Annotated in this window: 14 protein-coding genes, 1 tRNA gene and 1 pseudogene; 14 read left to right on the forward strand and 2 right to left on the reverse strand. The window is 46.7% G+C overall.

From position 1 onward, the window contains the following. From O9X78_RS11300 to O9X78_RS11330, 7 genes are all read left to right on the forward strand, one after another. The gene (locus tag O9X78_RS11300) at positions 1-762 is read left to right on the forward strand and encodes an energy transducer TonB (protein WP_269619790.1); all 762 of its coding nucleotides are present in this window, start codon (positions 1-3) and stop codon (positions 760-762) included. Beyond that, positions 762-2054, forward strand: coding sequence for a Tol-Pal system beta propeller repeat protein TolB (gene tolB / locus O9X78_RS11305; protein ID WP_269619791.1), 1293 nt, complete (start codon positions 762-764; stop codon positions 2052-2054). Before O9X78_RS11300 ends, tolB begins: the two co-directional genes overlap by 1 nt. 85 nt (positions 2055-2139) lie before the next feature. Next, positions 2140-2634 (forward strand): OmpA family protein, encoded by a 495-nt coding sequence (locus O9X78_RS11310; protein WP_269619792.1) that lies wholly within the window; start codon positions 2140-2142, stop codon positions 2632-2634. Positions 2635-2650: 16 nt separating this feature from the next. Beyond that, positions 2651-3457 (forward strand): tol-pal system protein YbgF, encoded by an 807-nt coding sequence (gene ybgF, locus O9X78_RS11315; protein ID WP_269619793.1) that lies wholly within the window; start codon positions 2651-2653, stop codon positions 3455-3457. A 67-nt stretch (positions 3458-3524) separates the two neighbouring features. Continuing rightward, positions 3525-4175 (forward strand): 7-carboxy-7-deazaguanine synthase QueE, encoded by a 651-nt coding sequence (gene queE / locus O9X78_RS11320; RefSeq protein WP_269619794.1) that lies wholly within the window; start codon positions 3525-3527, stop codon positions 4173-4175. Positions 4176-4220: 45 nt separating this feature from the next. Then, positions 4221-4898, forward strand: a complete 678-nt coding sequence (gene queC / locus O9X78_RS11325) for a 7-cyano-7-deazaguanine synthase QueC (RefSeq protein ID WP_269619795.1) — start codon at positions 4221-4223, stop codon at positions 4896-4898. Positions 4899-4968: 70 nt separating this feature from the next. Beyond that, positions 4969-5043: transfer RNA gene (locus tag O9X78_RS11330), tRNA-Lys, on the forward strand. A gap of 163 nt (positions 5044-5206) precedes the next feature. On the opposite strand, the gene O9X78_RS11335 is transcribed toward O9X78_RS11330, so the two are convergent. Then, positions 5207-5446, reverse strand: coding sequence for a helix-turn-helix domain-containing protein (locus O9X78_RS11335; RefSeq protein ID WP_269619796.1), 240 nt, complete (start codon positions 5444-5446; stop codon positions 5207-5209). 123 nt (positions 5447-5569) lie between these two features. Here O9X78_RS11335 and O9X78_RS11340 point away from each other — a divergent pair, with 123 nt between their 5' ends. From O9X78_RS11340 to O9X78_RS11350, 3 genes are read left to right on the forward strand one after another with little or no spacing between them, the layout of a single operon-like run. Beyond that, complete coding sequence (locus O9X78_RS11340; RefSeq protein ID WP_269619797.1) at positions 5570-5806, forward strand: hypothetical protein; 237 nt, start codon at positions 5570-5572, stop codon at positions 5804-5806. After that, a complete protein-coding gene (locus O9X78_RS11345; RefSeq protein WP_269619798.1) occupies positions 5799-7040 on the forward strand; it encodes a site-specific integrase in 1242 nt (413 codons plus the stop codon). Before O9X78_RS11340 ends, O9X78_RS11345 begins: the two co-directional genes overlap by 8 nt. After that, positions 7040-7588, forward strand: a complete 549-nt coding sequence (locus O9X78_RS11350; RefSeq protein WP_269619799.1) for a hypothetical protein — start codon at positions 7040-7042, stop codon at positions 7586-7588. The genes O9X78_RS11345 and O9X78_RS11350 overlap by 1 nt, the downstream gene beginning before the upstream one ends. A gap of 392 nt (positions 7589-7980) precedes the next feature. On the opposite strand, the pseudogene O9X78_RS11355 reads toward O9X78_RS11350, so the two are convergent. Next, positions 7981-8217, reverse strand: a pseudogene (locus O9X78_RS11355) (DnaB-like helicase C-terminal domain-containing protein); the annotation flags it as partial. Between the two features lie 314 nt (positions 8218-8531). Between O9X78_RS11355 and O9X78_RS11360 the strand changes: the two are divergent. The 4 genes from O9X78_RS11360 to O9X78_RS11375 all read left to right on the forward strand — a co-directional run. Further along, positions 8532-10316, forward strand: a complete 1785-nt coding sequence (locus tag O9X78_RS11360) for a TolC family outer membrane protein (RefSeq protein WP_269619800.1) — start codon at positions 8532-8534, stop codon at positions 10314-10316. A 66-nt stretch (positions 10317-10382) separates the two neighbouring features. Beyond that, positions 10383-12515 carry a type I secretion system permease/ATPase gene (locus O9X78_RS11365; RefSeq protein WP_269619801.1) on the forward strand — a complete coding sequence of 711 codons (2133 nt, stop codon included), beginning with the start codon at positions 10383-10385 and terminating at the stop codon, positions 12513-12515. Continuing rightward, positions 12512-13975: an HlyD family type I secretion periplasmic adaptor subunit gene (locus O9X78_RS11370; protein ID WP_269619802.1), complete on the forward strand. Its 1464-nt coding sequence runs from the start codon at positions 12512-12514 to the stop codon at positions 13973-13975. The genes O9X78_RS11365 and O9X78_RS11370 overlap by 4 nt, the downstream gene beginning before the upstream one ends. A 60-nt stretch (positions 13976-14035) precedes the next feature. Then, on the forward strand, positions 14036-17396 hold a 3361-nt coding region (locus O9X78_RS11375), incomplete at its 3' end, for a cadherin-like domain-containing protein (RefSeq protein WP_269619803.1).

Raw genomic sequence — 17396 nt, forward strand, 5'->3', positions numbered from 1 at the left:
ATGCGTGATTTTAAACTGGTGCCTGCGGCGGTAACGATAGTCTTACACGGTGTGGCGATTGCTTTCTTGCTGTTTGGTATTCCGAAAGATAATCGGGTGCTAGAGTTAAAAGCAAAGCCCTTGGCCATCCAAGCTAAATTGGTTATCGAAAAATCGGTTACGCGGCCAGCGAAGCCAAAACCTGCACCGAAGCCTATACCGAAACCAGCACCCAAGCCTGTGGTCAAACCGGAACCAGTGAAGAAGCCCGAGCCTAAACCGGTAGTAAAACCTAAGCCTACGCCAAAGCCAACACCGAAAGGGCCGACGCCCGAGGAAATAAAAAAGAAGAAAGCTGAAGAAAAAGCGAAGGAAGTTGCTAAACAGCGTGCCTTAGAAGAGGAAATACGGAAACAACAACAAAAAGAGTTGGCTGATGCCTTAGCGTCTGAAGATGATTTGGTCGAGGAGGGTGAGCTGGCGTCAACCTATGGCGAATTAGTTCGTAAGTTGATTCAAGACAATTGGTCACGGCCATTGTCTGCGCGAAACGGCATGCAGGCGACGATTCAAATTATGACGACGCCGACAGGCGAAATTGTTGGTCATCAAATTACTAAAGGTAGTGGCGATGCGGCGTTTGATTTGTCGGTAACCCGCGCGGTGACGCGTTTGGGTAAAATTGAAGAGCTGGCGCAATTGGCTAAAGAAGATATAGGTGCGTACGAGAAGAACTTTCGGCGCTTTACAATTAATTTCTCTCCCCAAGATTTGAGGCGGTAATGTTGATACGGATTTTTACAGTACTAATATTTCTGGCGGCCAGCAGTGTTTCTATGGCTGATCTCACTATTGAAATAAATAAAGGTAAAGACGATCCCGTACCCATTGCGATTGTACCCTTCGGTTGGCAAGCAGGTCTTACCGTTGCGGAAGATATTGCATCGATAGTAGAAAGTGATTTGCACCGCAGTGGCCAGTTTGACCCTCTGAGTCGTTCTGATATGTTGGGGCGGCCACGAAATTCCACAGAAGTGTATTATCGCGATTGGAAAAGCCTTGGCGTTGACTACGTTGTTGTTGGTTCGCTGTCGCAGGAAGTCACTGGTACGGTAACGGCAAATTATGAGCTTTTAGATGTAAATACCCAGCGTGTAATTCTCACGGGTAAGGAATCGGTAAGTACTGACCAGCCTCGCTACCTCGCTCACACAGTGAGCGATAAAATATATGAAAAACTCACAAATATTCGTGGTGCTTTCCGTACTCAATTGCTTTATGTTTCCGCTGTTCGCGAAGGGGGTAACCGAACCCGCTTCCGTTTGCTGAAAAGCGATATCGATGGAGCCAATGAATCGGTGTTATTCGACAGTCGAGAGCCAATTATGGCGCCGACGTGGTCGCCCGATGGTCAGAAAATTGCATACGTATCATTTGAAACTTCGCGTCCTGCTATTTACATACAGGATCTGCGAACCAATGCGCGTACGCAACTTACCTCGTTTCGCGGATTGAATGGTGCTCCGGCGTTTTCGCCAGATGGAGCAAAAATGGCGATGGTGTTGTCGAAGGATGGCAGCCCCGACATTTATGTAATGGATTTGGCAAGTGGTGATTTGCAGAGAATCACTAATCACTTTGCCATCGATACCGAGCCGGCTTGGATGCCCGACGGTAGATCGATTGTTTTTACCTCTGATCGCGGTGGCAAGCCACAGATATATAAAGTGGACGTAGCCAGCCGGTCAGTGGAAAGGATTACATTTGAAGGTGACTATAATGCCAGGGCGAGAGTGCTGGCAGATGGGTTAGGGTTAGTCATGGTGCATAGAGAGAACGGTAATTTTCATATTGCGGTAATGGATATGAAGCGTAACCGTGTCGAAATTCTCACTACGACTAATTTGGACGAGTCACCTAGTGTGGCGCCAAACGCCAGTATGCTATTGTATGCTACGCAGTATGATGGCAAGGGGGTCTTGGCGGCAGTATCGATAGACGGCGGTGTAAAGTATAGACTGCCGTCGCGATTCGGGGATGTGCGCGAACCGGCTTGGTCGCCTTTTCTTCAATGAAGTAGTAGCCGGGAAAGAAATACCGAGCAGACAATGGATATTGTGTGGTCGGAAATGTGTAATCAAAACTTGACGGGAAAATGCCATGAAATACCAAGCAAAGAATATGTTTTTGGGTGTAGCTTTCTTTAGTGCCTTTTTAGCGGGTTGTGCTTCAACAGACACCGATAGCAGTGGTCAGGAAGGCGCTGACACAGTAAGCACGTATACTGAATCTACTGATTCTATGAAAGATCAGTATAATTCTGAAGATATGGCGAACCTCGAAACTGTATTTTATTTCGAATTCGATCAAGCAACACTGACTGTGAACGCGCGTAAAGCATTGGACGCACAAATTGTTCGTCTGAAAAAGACTACTGGTCCTGTGCGTCTGGAAGGTCATGCTGACGAGCGTGGTACCCGCGAATACAACATCGCATTGGGTGAGCGTCGTGCAATTTCTGTTGCTGATTACATGGCAATCAATGGCATTCCACGCTACCGTATAGAAACAGTAAGCTACGGTGAAGAGCGTCCAGTTGCATTTGGTCAGTCTGAATCAGCTTACGCACAAAACCGTCGCGTAGAACTGAAGTAATTTAAAAGGCGTACTGATGCAGTTTTTAAAACCACTGTTCTTGCTGCTGTCGGCAGCGTGTTTGTCGGCGCAGCTTTGGGCGCAAGCCCCAGTTGTTGATGTTGGCTCTCCTCGGTCTGACTCTCAGTCGGGCCGCAATATGGAGGGGGAAATGTACCAGCAGCTGCAACTGCTTCGCCAAGAGATTATGGCGTTGCGGGGAACAGTGGAAGAACAGGGGTATCAGTTACGCCAGCTTAAACAACAAGGTTTGGATCGCTATATTGATCTCGATCGCCGTCTTACCGCTGCTGGTTCTGTCGGGGTAGGCATTGAGGGGGCTGCAATTACTGCGGGCTCAGAAGCTGCCGCCACCGATAATGCTGCAGCTATTCCAGCTACTGAAACTACAGATGATGCTGTGGTAGTCGCTGGCACTACACCTGCTTTATTAGATGGTGATGAGTCATCTGATTACTCCAAAGCGTATGACCTCGTTAAGAGCGCGTCATACGACCAGGCAGTTACCGCCTTTGCGGCCTATGTTGAAAAGTATCCCTCTGGCCGTTATACGCCAAATGCGTGGTATTGGCTTGGCGAATTATACGTCGCGATAAAGCCGCAGAATTTGGACGCGTCCACAAAAGCATTCCAGCGACTCTTAACAGATTACCCGGATCACGGAAAAGTACCTGCTGCAATGTACAAGCTGGGTACGGTATATTTTCTGAATGGCGATAAGAAAAAGTCCCAGGAAATGCTAACCCATGTGATTGACCGTTACGGCAGTACAGGTAATTCCGCAGTCAATAAATCGCGGGAATTTCTCCGTAAGAATTTTTAATTTTTCGCGGGGCAAAGCTGGCGCGGCTGGTCTCCGGTAATAAACCAGTATCCGGCAGTCTGCTCTCATGAATGCGAATACCCTACGTATCACCGAAATTTTCTATTCACTTCAAGGTGAGTCGCGAACACTTGGCTTGCCTACCGTATTTGTACGTTTGACGGGCTGCCCACTCCGTTGCGTATATTGCGACACAGAATACGCCTTCCATGGCGGAGAGCGCCGTCAGATTGATGACATCCTCGCAGAAGTAGCCACGTATAAGCCCCGTTATATATGCGTTACTGGTGGTGAGCCCCTTGCTCAGCCAGAATGCCATACCTTGCTTACAGCTCTCTGCGATGCCGGATATGAAGTGTCTATAGAAACCAGTGGTGCGCTGAGCGTAGAGCATGTCGATCCACGAGTTTCTAAGGTTATGGATTTGAAAACACCCGCTTCGGGTGAAGTGAATCGTAATCTTGTGGATAATATCGGCTTTATCGGACGTCACGACCAAATTAAGTTTGTATTGTGTAATCGTGAAGATTACGACTGGGCACGTTTTCAGTTAGATGCCTATAAACTTGCGGAAAAAGCGGGTGAAGTTTTGTTTTCGCCAAGCTTTGGTCAGTTAAATGCAACTGATTTAGCAAACTGGATTATTGAAGATAATTTGCCCGTACGCTTTCAAATGCAGTTGCATAAATTGCTATGGAACGACGCTGCAGGACATTGAGATATGCGTTTGAGTGACGCAATGAAAAAACGTTGAGGAATAGTTTTGGCAAAAAAAGCAGTAGTTCTTGTATCCGGCGGCTTAGACAGTGCCACAGTGCTGGCCCAGGCTGTAGCGGCAGGTTACCAGTGCTATGCGCTGGCCTTTGATTATGGGCAGCGTCATCGTGCTGAATTGGTCGCTGCGAAGCGTGTCGCCGAAACAGGTGGCGCCGCTGAATTTAAAATTATTCACCTCGATTTAAGTAGCATTGGTGGTTCTGCGTTAACTGATATGAATATTGCTGTGCCAGATGCTGGTGCACTCGGTATTCCAGTGACCTATGTGCCTGCACGTAATACGGTATTTTTATCAATCGCACTTGGCTGGGCAGAAGTGCTCAATGCCGACGATATCTTTATTGGCGTCAATGCTGTTGATTATTCGGGCTACCCAGACTGCCGGCCTGCATTTATAGAGGCCTTCGAAACCTTGGCGAATGTTGCGACCAAGGCCGGTGTGGAAGGCCATGGTATGCATATCCACACGCCGCTAATGAAGCTCAGTAAGGCTGATATCGTAAAGGCGGGCACAGCCCTCGGCGTAGACTATGCACAAACTGTGTCGTGCTACAGCGCTAATGACAAGGGCGAGGCCTGTGGGCGCTGTGATAGCTGCTATCTTCGTCGTGAAGGTTTTGAGCAAGCTGGGGTAGTCGATCCAACGCGATATAGCAAGCCCTAATAAAACTGCTTTTTTTATGTGTAGGTGCTTGTTTTTTATTTGGAAATCCGTATTATAAGCGCCTCTTTCGGGGCCGTTAGCTCAGTGGTAGAGCAGTTGGCTTTTAACCAATTGGTCGATGGTTCGAATCCATCACGGCCCACCATCAAATTCCGAAGAAAATCAAAGCGTTGCAGATGTGCAGCGCTTTTTTTTCGTCTCTACTTTTTGGTTTTAGTGTGTCTGTGACGGATCTGTGACAGATCCGTGCCAAATCTGTGACAAAAATAGCTATCGTCTTTGAGATAAAAACATGCTGTTTTGACCTGTTAGTCATCACTTGTCACGCTATTGTTAGAGCGCACTAACAAGTCACTAATATCACAATCAAAGTACTCACAAAGCCGATCAATAATATCTAACGTTGGATTGTAGCCTCTATTTTTTCCAATCTTCGAAAGTGTTGCTCGATGGATTCCAGTTGCCTCCGACACTTCTACCATAGTGGCAGATTTGCCTTCGCGAAACTCTTTGTCTGCAAGCATTTCCTTTAAACGGACTCTTATCATGTTAATAAATTGGCCTATAAGCTAATTAATATGTTGACATGCGTCTTATTGTGCGTATATCCTGCAAATAAGTTGGCGTATAGGCTAACTTCTAACTGGATAGGCAACTTAGAGGAAATATACATGAGTTATACGTACCTTACTACTGATGCGCTAGCTGCTCGAATTCACTACGAGCCAACCACAATTCGTTCTTGCCTTAAGGATTCGGTTTTATTCGAAGGGACGCACTATATCCGCCCTTTTGGTGGCAGAAAGATTCTTTATATTTGGGAAAACATTGAGCGAGATATGACTGCTGCGTCAAATGCAGATCTTATTTCAATTCCTCTTGCTTCGGGAGGTGTATGCAATGCCTAAGATTAGCGTTAGAAAGGAAACAGGAACTCTTCTTTTTGATTTCAACTATCGGGGTTCTCGCTGCCGCGAACAAACTACTCTTAAGGATACAAAAGCTAACCGACGAAAAATGGAAAAAGTCCTCGAGCGTATTGAGCGTGAAATCGTGGCGGGGACATTTGATTACGGTGCGTTCTTTCCAGGTAGCGGTAGGGCAGGCCAGTTCGGAAGCCCACCATCGACTCCCTCAGTCGGTGTAATACCTAGTGTGGGTAGCGGTGATGTAGCCGCGGCTCTAGTGCCACCAGCGGTAATGGAGCGTGCTACGCCAACTTTTTCTGAGTTCACCGAAATTTGGTTAACAGAAAATGACGCTGTCTGGCGCAGGAACACCATGATCTCCACAAAGGTACATGTTAATGGTTATCTGCTGCCGCGTTTTGCTGATAAGCAGATACACCAAATCTTGAAAGCAGACTGTTTAGCGTTTCGGGCTGATATCGCTAAAACCGGTGGCAGTATGAAGAAGCGAACGCTTTCTGCAAAAACCGTCAATGAGATTATGCAGATACTAGGAGCGATTCTTGCGGAGGGTGCGGATCGTTATGAATTTCCTAACCCTATGCAGAACGTAAAACGGCTTAAGACTCAGAAGGTGCATATCGACCCACTGTCGTTTGATGAAGTTGAGAAGTTCATTGCTAATGTTCGGACAGATTATAAACCGTACTTTACCGTCCGATTTTTTACAGGATTACGAACCGGCGAAGTACACGGTCTTCAGTGGCGCTATATCGATTTCGAGCGACGCGAAATTTTAGTTCGGGAAACCTATAGCCACTTAGGTCGTGAATACACCAAGAACGATGGGTCTCAGCGTGAAGTCCATATGTCAGAACCAGTCTATCAGGCGTTAAAGGCGCAATACGAAGCGTCGGGTACTCTGAGTGAGTATGTGTTCTGTACGCGCGTTGGTACGCCGATTGATCCGCTCAATGTTAACAAGCGGATTTGGAAGCCAACACTAAAACTGCTGGGCATGAAAGACCGCCGTTTTTATCAAACCCGTCACACGGCAGCAACACTATGGCTGGCCTCCGGTGAGGCACCAGAATGGATCGCTAGACAGATGGGGCATACCAGCACGGAGATGCTGTTTAAAGTCTACTCACGCTACGTTCCCAATCTAACTCGTCAAGATGGATCAGCTTTTGAGCGATTGCTTTTACAGCGAATGGGAGGGGGAGTGGAATAATGAAAACATTAACAAAAGAAACGGCAGGTTCATTGGCAAAAGTACTTGATAGTCGACTATCGACGATTCATGGCGATGATATGGTCGCTATTCTTGGTGTTGGGCGTGAGTCCAGTAATGAGAAGGCCATTCAGTCATGGTTGATGTCTCGTTTTACCGATATTGACGTTAGTCATGTGGACTCGATCATAGAGCACACTTCTGAGGCATTAATTCGACATCTCAATGATTTACGAAGTGAAGTCACAGATGGCTCCATTTCAGAAATTCCCTCGCCACAAGATTTTGTACAGTCAAAACTACTGAACGATCAAGAGCTGCGATGCATTTCTCGTGCAATTTACTTTCTTATTTTAGGGGAGGCTAAAAAAACATACTTAGATTCGTTGATCAATTTGGTTTTAGGTGGCGAGGGTAATGTCATTGATCGAATTGCAGATTGGATTGCCTCGCAGGGAACGGTCTATACCTATTTTCCGAGCGAACTAACACTCCCGATGGCACAGCGCTTGATGGAAGAGCTCAATTGCACAGGTAAGTTATTTTGATCCGCCAGAATAGCGCGGAGTCGTTTACATGGTATTGCCAAGTTAACTCAAAGTTTCTGCTAATTTAGGGTGGTAAATATATACAATCGCCACCGGTTTTCCCGTGATACAGAGGATTTTCTGGCCGAGCGTGAGAGCATTGTTAGCCCTGAGGATATCACGCTCTAGTGCTTTAATTGGCGCTATTTACACGCGCCGATTGCGACGGAGTCACCGGGGTTGTGGTGATCCGTTTTACGTTGACGAAGTTTTAAATCGGTCAATGGGAAGCGGCACTATCTTTGGCAATCCGTGAATCAAGGCGGTGAAGTTGTCGATGTCCACCTTTAGGTAAAATTGATGGGGCGGCTGTTTGCATTTAATTGCACTAAAATTTGAACCCCTCCTCTACTTCAGTGCCTTTTATTTGTTCCAGGAAAATCGCTGAAGCGGCTACATTCTCCCTCAAAAGAAAGCCGGATAGTATCAATTGGCCCGTTACGTTGCTTTCCTAAAATAATCTCGGCTATCCCCTTGAATTCAGAGTTTGAGTTGTACACCTCATCTCGGTAGATAAACATTATTACATCAGCATCTTGTTCAATAGCCCCAGATTCACGTAGGTCAGAGTTTTTTGGTCTTTTATCTGGCCCTAAAACAGTCTTGTAAGTGGTACGTGGCTTTGTCGTATGTCAACGGATAATGGATTTGGGGGAGTGTGCTGACCTTTGAAAGTGATCATGCCTAGCTCTTATGGATAATTTAGTGCTCCAATTGATTTATGCGACAGAACTCGCATAATGTCTACTTTAAGAATTGGCTAGAAGTGGGAGGATTGCCGTTCCTTTAGCTGTAACTTTTTAACCTGTCTAGTACAATGGAGAAATTCTTCAGATTTGTATTCTGTGCCTTGTATTGGCAACTTTGGCTCCCAGAAGGGGGTATTTCAGCTACAGAGGATGTTATGAAAATAGTCCCAAATTTCACCGGTGTGGCCCTTGTATGCTTTATGACCATATGCTCAATGAGTGCAGCAGGGGAGCAGAAAGACGATTTGTTAAGTGTTGTGAACGAGACGCTGAGAACTAATCCTGAAATTCAAGTGCGTCTTGAGGCTTTCTTGGCATCTACTCATGATGAACGTGAGGCTTTGGGTGGTTATTTTCCAGTAGTTGACCTGAATCTCTCTAGTGGGCGTGCTGATCGTGAGTTTGATAGTCGTGGTCTATACGATAGAGAGCTAGCTGAGTTTTCACTTACACAAATGCTCTTCGATGGTTTTCGTGTAAGGAGTGCGGTTGCTCGGGCTAAGCATGCCAGTCAAGGGCGTTATTATGAACTTCTAGACGAGGCGGAAACGAAAGCATTGGAAGCGAGTGAAGCCTATTTAAGTGTATTACGTCATCGTGAATTAGTCTCATTAGCACAAAATAATGTCGCCAACCACCGTCGTGTGCAGCGTCATGTAAGTGAGCGAACTAACCGTGGAGTGAGTAATAGAGCCGATTTAAAACAAATTGATGGCCGTGTGTCGCTTGCTAGAACTAATTTGCTAACAGAGATTGCCAATTTACAAAGCGTTACAGCTCGTTTTCAGCGTTTGGTAGGGAGGTTGCCGGCTGAAGAGCTTTCCTCTTACGATATCGCTGATGGTATTGTCCCGAATGATTTGTCACAAGTATTGGCAGATGTTTACGCGAATAACCCCGCTTTATTTGCAGCGTTTGAACAGATTCAGGCCTCTGAGGCGTCATATAAAGAAGTAAAATCTGGCCGTTATCCGACAGTTGAATTTGGGGCGCGAACCGGTTTTTATAAAAACAACAATAGCTTTGATTCTCGGACAGACCAAGATTCCTTTGGCGCGGAGTCCGTTGTAGAGCTTCGCTTGCGGTATAACTTATATAGAGGTGGTAGTGAACGGGCTGCAGAGCGTGCTGCTAATAATAGGATTGGCCAGGCCGAAAGTTTGCGTGATAAAACGTGTGTAGATTTACGGCAAGTAGCCACTATCTCCCACGGAGATGTGTTGAATCTACAGCTTAAAATGTCATCACTAGCAAACCATCGCGATGATGCCTTGGGTGTGTTGGAAGCTTATCGTGAGCAATTTAATATTGGCCGCCGCTCATTGCTGGATGTCCTCGATTCAGAAAATGAGTTTTTTCAATCTGAACGCGCTTACGTTAATGGTTCGTATGACTTGCAAATAAATAGATTGAAGACCTTGCATAGCATGGGGAAATTACTTGAAACATTTTCTATAGCGAATGAGTCATTTCCTGATCTTGGTGATATCAATAATGCAGTAACTCCAGGCTTAGGCAGATATTGTACTTTGCCGCAGGACGCAGATTTTCGTTTTGAACGGTATCTAGATTCTATTGCGTCTGAAGAAGTTTTAAATCTAAGTAATGATACCTTGTTTGATATAGGTAGCGCAGAGTTGAATCCAGGTGCAATGCCACACTTACAAGACTTTACAAGAAAATTGCTCGAGCGAGGGACTGTGCAGGCTATTAGTGTTATCGGTCACACTGATAGTACGGGAAGCGATGAGTTGAATCGCGACCTCTCGTTATCAAGAGCGATAGCTGTACGTGATGCGCTCATCGATAATGGCATAAATGAAACGGTAATAATGGTGTCAGGAGTTGGCGCTGCACATCCGATAGCTAGTAATGAAAATGCTGTAGGCAGAAGTGCAAATCGTCGTGTCGAAGTAAGAGTGGTACATGGGAGAAAGTAAATATCATAACAGGTGAGAAACGTTAGGTGTGTTCAAAGTAGGACTTTTTAAGGATGTAAAATTAATATGGATGTAGTGGATGACCCACTGGCGGCTTGCTTGTTGTGGTTGGCGTCTGAAGAGGGCACTAAGGCAAGCTATAGTGCGCTTGTTGATGGGTTACCACTTGTTGATGGACGCTTGGCACCTGGTGTTTTTTCCCGAGCTGCGTCAAGAGTTAATTTGATCGCCCATATTGCGCATCAGTCCTTAGAACGTTTGAATGTGCTTTTGCTTCCTTGTGTGGTTTTACTTGAGAGTAATAAGGCCTGTTTGCTGCAGAAAGTTGATATAAAAAATAATGCGGTGACAGTGCTCTTGCCAGAATTTGATATGCAGCCGCATATTCTTTCCTTAGATGATTTTAAGAAAAACTACTCTGGCGTTGCAATATACTGCCGTCCGGAATTTATACCCGATAAAAGTACATCAGAGGTTGGCTCTAATAAACGTGATGATAATCACTGGTTTTGGAGTGTTGTAAGGTTAAATAGGCCGGTTTATCGCGATATTTTAATTGCCGCATTCTTTATTAATTTATTGGCATTAGCTATGCCGCTCTTTGTGATGAACGTTTATGATCGAGTCGTGCCTAACCATGCGACTGATACCTTATGGGTTCTAGCGGCCGGTGTGATGATCATAGTTTGCGCTGATTTATTTCTTAAAATGTTGCGTAGTTGGTTTGTTGAGCTTGCCGCCAGTCGTGCCGATATAAAGCTTTCTTCTCGTATAATGGAACGTATTTTGGGCAGTCGACTTGAACATTCGCCAGCATCAGTGGGGTCATTTGCGTCGAACGTTCAATCTTTTGAGTCGGTGCGATCGTTTATTGGCTCCATGACGGTTACTGCAATTATAGATCTGCCATTTTTCCTACTTTTTGTTGTCATTATTGCGCTAATTTCCTGGGTCATGGTTATCCCAGTTATTCTCGGTGCAGCGATTATCGTTCTATATGCGCTTTCTGTTCAGGCGACGATGCACAAGTTGTCCGATACGATGAGTCAAGCTAGCGCTCAACGTAATGCGGGACTTATCGAAAGCTTAGTTACAGCTTCTACTTTAAGAAGTTTTAATGCGACTAGTCGTATGCAGCGTGGATGGGAGCAGGCCACACAGTTTTTGTCGGCATGTTCCGGAAAACAAAGAATGTTAGGTATTTCCGTAGGTGCAGGCGCGGCATGGGTGCAGCAGATAGTGGCTGTAGTGATGATAATTGTTGGCGTCTATTTGGTGATTAATGGCGATATGAGTCAGGGCGGTTTGATTGCTGCTTACATGTTGTCTTCTCGTGCTATGGCACCTATATCTCAAACTGCATCACTGTTAACGCAATATTATCAGGCGGAAATTGCACTGACGTCGGCGGAACAAATAATGAACGCCGAGCAGGAGCGAAATACCGGCAAGCAGATCGTTAGTCGTGGCAAACTTCGTGGTGAAATTGAGTTGCGTAATGTTTCATTTTCTTACCCTAATGAGAATGAGCTCGCGTTATCTGAAGTTTCTCTGCATATACGAGCGGGGGAGAGGGTTGGTATTTTGGGCCGGGTCGGGTCGGGTAAAAGCAGTTTAGAAAAATTGATTTTGGGCCTTTACCGGCCAACCTCTGGGAAAATTTTAATAGATGGTGTGCACATTGAGCAAATTGATCTCACTGAGCTACGTCAGAACATAGGCTATATCCCGCAGGACGTGCAGTTACTTAGTGGCACTGTGTTTGACAATATAACCTTAGGTATAGATCACCCAAGTAATGCAAAACTTACGGAAGCGATAAATTTATCAGGCCTTAGTAGTTTGATCGGTAATCATGCCGACGGTTTGTCCATGGAGGTGGGGGAAGCTGGGGGCAGGTTGTCTGGCGGGCAGCGGCAAACCATTGCCGTTGCTCGCGCGATGATGGCTGATAGCAGTATCTTGTTATTTGATGAGCCAACAAGTGCTATGGATAGCAATTTGGAAGCGCATGTAAACAACGCCTTAAATCAGTTTAGCCAAGATAAAACACTTCTATTGATTACCCATCGTTCGAGTTTACTTGATATGGTCGATAGGTTAATTGTGATGGACGCTGGGCGTATTGTTGCTGACGGGCCAAAGGATACTGTATTGCAGGCGCTTGCCAAGGGAGCAATTCCGAGGGGTGGTGTGTGAGTACTGATAAGAGCTCACAATTGCCGCAGGAAGTGGCGGTCGAGAAGCAAATAGAACAGCAGGCTTTTGAGCAATTAGGCTTATTAGGCGCTGCTGGTGAGAAAGGGCATCGTTTTGTCGGTTATTTGTTTAAACCCTTTTTTTCGGCGTTTCAAAATGGCTCTCGAGATTGGCTTGTTGATGCTAATCAAGCTATGGCTGGTCAGCAGATTATTCGCGCGCGCGGGTTGCTGTATGGTATTGCCGTAACAATCGCGTTGATAATTTGTTGGGCTGCGTTGGCGGAGGTTGACGAAGTTACTCGTGGTGAAGGTAAGATTATTCCGTCACGCCAATTGCAGATCGTGCAGTCTATGGATGGTGGCGTCATAGAGAACGTTTTTGTTCAAGATGGCGCAATTGTTCATAAAGGCGATTTGTTGGTACGTATAGATCCAACTCGTTTTGTCGCGAATTTCCAAGAAGGTAGTGTAAAAGCATTTGCATTAAGTGCGAAAGTGCAGCGGTTAAGGGCTCAGATTAATGGTGAAGAGCTTACGTTTGATTTTGATAAGGATGCCACGCTAGAACAGCAGCAAGTATTAAAGCAAGAGCAAAATTATTACTTAGCGAGTTTGAAAGAGTTAAAGGAGCGGTTAGCAGTTGTTCGTGACCAAGTGGCGCAGAGGAAGCAAGAACTAAGTGAGGTTCATGCTAGGCTGAATGCCGCAGAGCAAGCATACCGCATGTCAACTAAAGAGCTTGATGCCACTAGGCCGCTGCTAGTGTCTGGTGCTGTATCAGAGATAGATATTTTGCGCCTGCAACGAGATCAATCGGCTGCAAATGGTGAGAGGCTTCAGGCTGCCGCCAGAGCAAGGCAGGTCAGCGCCGGTATTCAAGAAGCTGAGTCTAAGTTGTTGGAGGTTGGTACTACCGTTCGAAATCAATGGCGAGCAGAGTTGAGTGATTCGTCCTCGCAATTAAATAGTCTTAGTAAAAATGTAGTAGGACTGGCCGATAGGGTGAAATTTTCTGAGTTGCGTTCGCCGGTGAACGGTACAGTGCAACGAGTTTTACTCAATACTATTGGCGGGATAGTGCAGCCAGGCAATGCAGTAGTAGAAATTGTTCCTAGCGACGACAGGCTATTAGTAGAGGCTAAGATTTCGCCTAAAGACATCGCTTTTTTACGTCCAGGATTGCCGGCAACAATAAAATTACATGCCTATGATTTTTCAATATACGGCGGTATTTCGGCAACGTTGGAACATATTAGTGCTGATACCATTACCGATGAGCGCGATAACACATATTACTTGGTCAGAGCTATCACCACCGAAAAAGACTCAGCTCAGCACCTCCAAGTTATCCCTGGAATGACTGCACAGTTAGACATTATGACAGGGAAAAAGAGCATTTTGTCATATTTACTAAAGCCGCTGCTGCGTGCTAAAGCCAATGCTTTAAGCGAACGCTAGACGGGAAAATCATAGTGTGCCTGAAAAGTCAGGCATGAATAGAAAATTTGAGAGACCCTCATGAATACTTTAGCAATCGTTGTATCACTAGTTGGAAAGGCTTGGGCGAAAGCAGTTGACGGGACACTGCGTGTCCTTCAAGTGGGTGATAGTGTTGGTTTTGACGAAACCTTAATTGTTGAATCGGGTGCACGTATCGACCTTGATTTTGGTGGTAACCAGCAAATTACTTTACTTGGTAACCAACAAATTTCTGGCGATCAAGTGTTTTCTATTAAAGAGAAAATTGGAGAAACACCTGCTGAGATATCCGAGCGGGAATTTAAAGACCCTACTTCGCCAATCGCTACTGACTTCAGTGGTTCTAATAGCGGGGTAATGGAAGGGCACAACTTTGTACAGTTAGTTCGTATTGGTGAAATTATTGAAGCCGATGGAATTACCCCTTTCACTGTCGCTAGGATCCAAGAGGTATTGAGTCCATTAGGGATGATGCTTGATGAATCCACGCTATTAAATTCCAGTTTTAGAACGGAAAGTTTTTCACGAGATAATAGTATAGATTTTCGGGTACCCAATATAGGTTTCAACAAGCCGGACACTGAAAACACTAATGCCACATTGACCTCTGCGGGCAATGGTGATGAAGACAACGGTTCTATTACTTATACCGTTACGTTGGATAACGCCCTGCAGACAGATCAATTGTTTAATATCACTTTGAGTAATGGCCAGAGTTCACAGCTCAATGTGGTGGCCGGCGCTACAACCGGTGCGATTACTTTCGGATGGGGGGCTGGAGCCGACTCAAGTGCCATCGCATTAACGGGATATCCGGACAGTGATGCGTATGTCGAACCTGATTTCGTTGTATCAGTAACTGACTTCGTTGTCAGTGGCAATGACGGCAACGTGGAAAAGCTAACGCCGATTGATGGCAGCACCGATGTCACTATCGGCGATACAGTGACGGCGGCGACTATCACGCTAAGTGATGTGAATGGAACAGAAGGTGAGAGTCATATCATCACTGCGTCCGTTGATTACCTTGTAACAGGTAGCGATCTTGTTATCACCTTAAGTAATGGTGAAGAAATCACCATCGCCGTGGGCGCGAGCAGCGGCGCTTCAAATGCTTTCGTGATTCAAAGTGACGATGTTTTTGTTGATGGAGAAACCTATAGCATAGGTATCACTGGGACTACGGGCGGCAACTTTGAAAATCTAATTCAGACTGACATGTCGACAGTGACAGTTTTAGATTCTATTGATGCGGTGTATGCACAAATTACTGTCGACCAAGATTCTGTACTCGAAGGCGGTGTTCTTCAGTACACGGTAGGGTTAGTTGATGAAACTGGCAATGCTGTAATTGTTGCTCCTGGGCAAACTATAACCGTTGATCTTAACTGGAGCGGCCTAGCGGCGACGATCGACGATATAAAGGATTTTGCTGGGCTACCTGCATCTGTAACTATCGGTGCCGGTAGCTCAGAAGTCGTGTTTTATGTAGAAACACTGATCGACAATCTTGTTGAATACAGTGAGCCGCTGAACGCCACGATAACAAGTGTGCAAGATAACCAAGGTATAGCTCTAGGCTTTGAAAGCTTACAAATCAGCAGCAGTAAAAGTAGCGTATCTTCCAATATCCTTGATGCAGTGACGCCTGTTGGCGTGATTGCAGCGCAAGCTGATAATGATGCTGAGACGATCACGGCAATCGACACGAGTACGGCGTTTAGCGATGCGGATTTAAGCAACACGTTAACGTATAGCGCTGCGGATTTACCTGCGGGTCTAAGCATCGATCCAGCGACGGGTATCATCAGTGGCACGATCGATCCGTCGGCGAGCCAAGGCGGCACGAACGGGGTGTACAACGTTGTTGTGACGGCGACAGATGATGCTGGCGCGACGGCAACGCAGGGAATTGTTTGGACGGTAAGTAACCCTGCCCCTGACGCGGTGGCAGATACCAATACCACCGATGAAAATGCGGCGCAGCTGGTCGTGAATGCGGCGAATGGCGTATTGATTAACGACACGGATGCGGACGGCGATACGCTGACGGTCAGTGAAGTGAATGGTGCTGCGGGTAATGTTAGCGGGACGGTTGCCGGCACGAATGGCGGTAGCTTCATCCTGAATGCCGATGGCAGCTACACGTTCAATGACAATGGCGACTTCGAAGCCTTAGCGGTTGGTCAAAGCACCACCACGCAGGTGACTTACACGGTTACAGATAGCGAAGGCGGCACGGATACGGCGACGCTGACGATCACGGTGACGGGCACGAACGACGGTCCGACGGCGGTTGCGGATACGGGGGCGACGACAGAAGACAGCATCCTGAATGTTGCTGCTGATGGTGTCTTGAACAACGACACCGACCCAGACACCACCGACACGTTAGTGGTGACTCAAATCACCAACGCTGCGGGTAATGGCAGTGGCACAGGCAATGGTCTGTTCACGGTAAACCCTGATGGCAGCTACAGCTTCAATCCGAACGGCGAGTTCGATTACTTAGCGGCCGGCGAGACCGAAACGAGCACGATTGACTACACCATCTCTGATGGTAACGGTGGAACCTCAACCGCGAGTATCACGGTAACGATTACGGGCACCAACGATGCGCCGACTGCGGTGGGAACGATTACCAATCAAGCGGATGCGGATGCGGATGTTGTGTCATTGGCGACCAGTGGCGCGTTTACCGATACGGATTTAAGCGACACGTTGACGTACAGCGCGACGGGATTACCGGCGGGTCTGACGATCGATGTGAACACGGGTGTGATCAGTGGAACGGTTGATAACTCAGCGAGCCAAGGCGGTGCGGCGGGTGTTTACAGCGTTGTAGTGACGGCAAGCGATGGCACGAGCACGGCTGATCAAAGCTTTGATTGGACGGTGACGAATCCGGCGCCAGTGGGGGTTGCGGATACAGGTGCCACGACAGAAAACAGCACATTGACAGTTGCTGCGAACGGGGTATTGAGCAACGACACGGACGCGGATGGCGACGCCTTAGTGGTGAGTGAAGTTGCGGGCGATGCCGGCAACCTGGCGACGGCGGTAGCGGGCAATGGTAGCGGCACAGGCAACGGTGAATTTACCGTTAATGGGGATGGTAGCTACAGTTTTAATCCGAATGGCGAGTTTGATTACTTAGCGGCCGGCGAGACAGAAACCAGCACGATTAACTACACCGTGTCTGATGGAGAAGGCGGTACATCTACAGCCAGCATCACCGTGACCATCACGGGTACGAATGATGCGCCAACGCAAGTTGGCGTGATTGCAGCGCAAGCTGATAATGATGCTGAGACGATCACGGCAATCGACACGAGTACGGCGTTTAGCGATGCGGATTTAAGCAACACGTTAACGTATAGCGCTGCGGATTTACCTGCGG

The sequence above is a fragment of the Zhongshania aquatica genome, from assembly GCF_027257955.1.
GTDB classification, from domain to species: Bacteria; Pseudomonadota; Gammaproteobacteria; order Pseudomonadales; family Spongiibacteraceae; genus Spongiibacter; species Spongiibacter aquatica.

What these genes read in the sequence shown, in the direction of transcription:
- O9X78_RS11300 (WP_269619790.1), top strand. Translation starts at nt 1, where the DNA reads ATGCGTGATTTTAAACTGGTGCCTGCGGCGGTAACGATAGTCTTACAC.
- tolB (WP_269619791.1), top strand. Translation starts at nt 762, where the DNA reads ATGTTGATACGGATTTTTACAGTACTAATATTTCTGGCGGCCAGCAGT.
- O9X78_RS11310 (WP_269619792.1), top strand. Translation starts at nt 2,140, where the DNA reads ATGAAATACCAAGCAAAGAATATGTTTTTGGGTGTAGCTTTCTTTAGT.
- ybgF (WP_269619793.1), top strand. Translation starts at nt 2,651, where the DNA reads ATGCAGTTTTTAAAACCACTGTTCTTGCTGCTGTCGGCAGCGTGTTTG.
- queE (WP_269619794.1), top strand. Translation starts at nt 3,525, where the DNA reads ATGAATGCGAATACCCTACGTATCACCGAAATTTTCTATTCACTTCAA.
- O9X78_RS11335 (WP_269619796.1), bottom strand. Translation starts at nt 5,446, where the DNA reads ATGATAAGAGTCCGTTTAAAGGAAATGCTTGCAGACAAAGAGTTTCGC.
- O9X78_RS11340 (WP_269619797.1), top strand. Translation starts at nt 5,570, where the DNA reads ATGAGTTATACGTACCTTACTACTGATGCGCTAGCTGCTCGAATTCAC.
- O9X78_RS11345 (WP_269619798.1), top strand. Translation starts at nt 5,799, where the DNA reads ATGCCTAAGATTAGCGTTAGAAAGGAAACAGGAACTCTTCTTTTTGAT.
- O9X78_RS11350 (WP_269619799.1), top strand. Translation starts at nt 7,040, where the DNA reads ATGAAAACATTAACAAAAGAAACGGCAGGTTCATTGGCAAAAGTACTT.
- O9X78_RS11360 (WP_269619800.1), top strand. Translation starts at nt 8,532, where the DNA reads ATGAAAATAGTCCCAAATTTCACCGGTGTGGCCCTTGTATGCTTTATG.
- O9X78_RS11365 (WP_269619801.1), top strand. Translation starts at nt 10,383, where the DNA reads ATGGATGTAGTGGATGACCCACTGGCGGCTTGCTTGTTGTGGTTGGCG.